Source organism: Thioclava sp. UBA3469 (genome assembly GCF_002378135.1).
Taxonomy (GTDB): Bacteria; Pseudomonadota; Alphaproteobacteria; order Rhodobacterales; family Rhodobacteraceae; genus Thioclava; species Thioclava sediminum.
On record NZ_DFRG01000191.1, the window covers coordinates 3,510 to 5,152 of the forward strand.

A 1,643-nucleotide genomic window follows, 5' to 3' on the forward strand; every position below is an offset into this window, starting at 1 on the left:
TCGGCGTCGCGCGAATGGATGATCAGCGGCAGGCCGGTTTCCTGGGCGGCTTCGATATGCAGGCGCAGCGAGGTTTTCTGAACCTCGGCGCTCTCGGCGGTGTAGTGATAGTCGAGCCCAGTCTCGCCCAGCCCTACGAACTTCGGGTGCTTCGCGAGCGCCACCAGTTCTTCGACCGTGGCCATCGGCTCTTCGGCGACGCTCATCGGGTGCGTGCCTGCCGCGTAGAAGACGCCGCGATGCGCCTCGGCGATGGCACGCACGGAGGGCTCGTTCTTCAGCTTGGTGCAGATCGTCACCATCCGCGTCACCCCGGCGGCATTGGCGCGGGCGATGATGTCGTCGCGCTCACCGTCGAAATCGGGGAAATCGAGATGGCAATGGCTGTCTGTGATCTCGGGCGGGAGGGTCAAAATCGGCTCCTTTCGCGCCGCATCAGGAGGCGGCGGCTGTGATCTCCAAGACGATATCCATCACGAGCGCGGCAGGGTCAAGGTTGACCGCCCGACCGTGGGCGGCGCGTGCGCCCATGCTCTGATGGAGGGCAGCCCATTTCATCGCTGCCTGATCGTCAGGCGACAATCGTGCGAGAAGCTGCGCCTCGCCGGGCGCGGCTTCGGGATGCGCCGGGCCCATCACGCCCGCGCGTGCGGCACGCGACAGAAACAGGTCGATCAGGTTGAGCACGAGGATGAAGCGGTTCTCATTCGCTTTGCCCACACAGCTTTCGGCCAGCGCCAGCGCGCCCAGACGGTCGAGTCGGGGCAGGGTGCCCATCAGATCGACGAGCTTGGCATAGGTCGTCATGCCGTCCTGATTGATCAGCCGGATCGCGGCACCGACGGAGCCGCCCGACAGCGCGGCCAGCGCGTGGTGGTCGAGCTCTGGCGGTTCGCCTTCCTCTTCGGCGGCGGCGATGGCGGCTTCCATCTGATCGGGCGTGAGCGTGCCCAACCGCAATTCGCGACAGCGCGAGCGGATCGTCGGCAGGAGCCGCGCCGGCTGATGCGCGATCAGCAGGAAGGTGACGCGCGGCGGCGGCTCTTCGAGCAGTTTCAGCACCGCGTTGGCGGCCTGGGTGTTCATCTCGTCGGCGGCGTCGATGATCACCACGCGCCGTCCGCCCTCGGCAGCCGACAGATGCAGGAAGGAGCGCAGCTTGCGCACCTCATCGACACGAATGTCCTGCGACAGCGCGGATTCGGTGGCGTTCGCGCCGCGCTTGAGCACGAAGATGCCGGGCTCCGATCCGGCGTGGATGCGGCTGAGCGCCGGGTGGTTCGGATCGGGATCGAGGCTGGTGGGCTGTTCCGGCTCGCCGAACAGGCCCGGCCCATTGTCCTCCGGCTGGGTCATCAGGAAGCGGGTGATCCGCCAAGCCAGAGTCGCCTTGCCCACACCGCGCGGCCCGGTCAGCAGCCAGCCGTGATGCAGCCGCCCCATGTTGAAGGCGTCGAGGAAGTCCTCCTCGGCCCGCGTCTGACCGACCAGACGCAGCGTGTCGCGCGGGTGTCGCGCACCGGGCGCAAGGGTCGGATCGGGAAGGTCGGCGAGGCTCATGGCGGCACTCTAGTTGCGCGCGCGGGCGGTTTCCAGCGGGGTTTTTGCGGAAGGCTGTCGGCGCGGGGCGACCAGCCCCGGGC

General features: G+C 67.8%; 2 protein-coding genes. Both read right to left on the bottom strand.

The features are described 5' to 3' along the window. A partial coding sequence (locus tag B3D39_RS13680) for a TatD family hydrolase (protein ID WP_286789802.1) occupies positions 1-413 on the bottom strand: 413 nt, incomplete at its 3' end. A 22-nt stretch (positions 414-435) separates the two neighbouring features. Beyond that, positions 436-1,560 carry a DNA polymerase III subunit delta' gene (locus tag B3D39_RS13685; RefSeq protein ID WP_274962187.1) on the bottom strand — a complete coding sequence of 375 codons (1,125 nt, stop codon included), beginning with the start codon at positions 1,558-1,560 and terminating at the stop codon, positions 436-438. Positions 1,561-1,643 lie beyond the last annotated feature (83 nt).

Bases quoted from the DNA above. Each gene is read 5' to 3' on its own strand.
- B3D39_RS13685 (WP_274962187.1), bottom strand. From the start codon at position 1,560: ATGAGCCTCGCCGACCTTCCCGATCCGACCCTTGCGCCCGGTGCGCGA.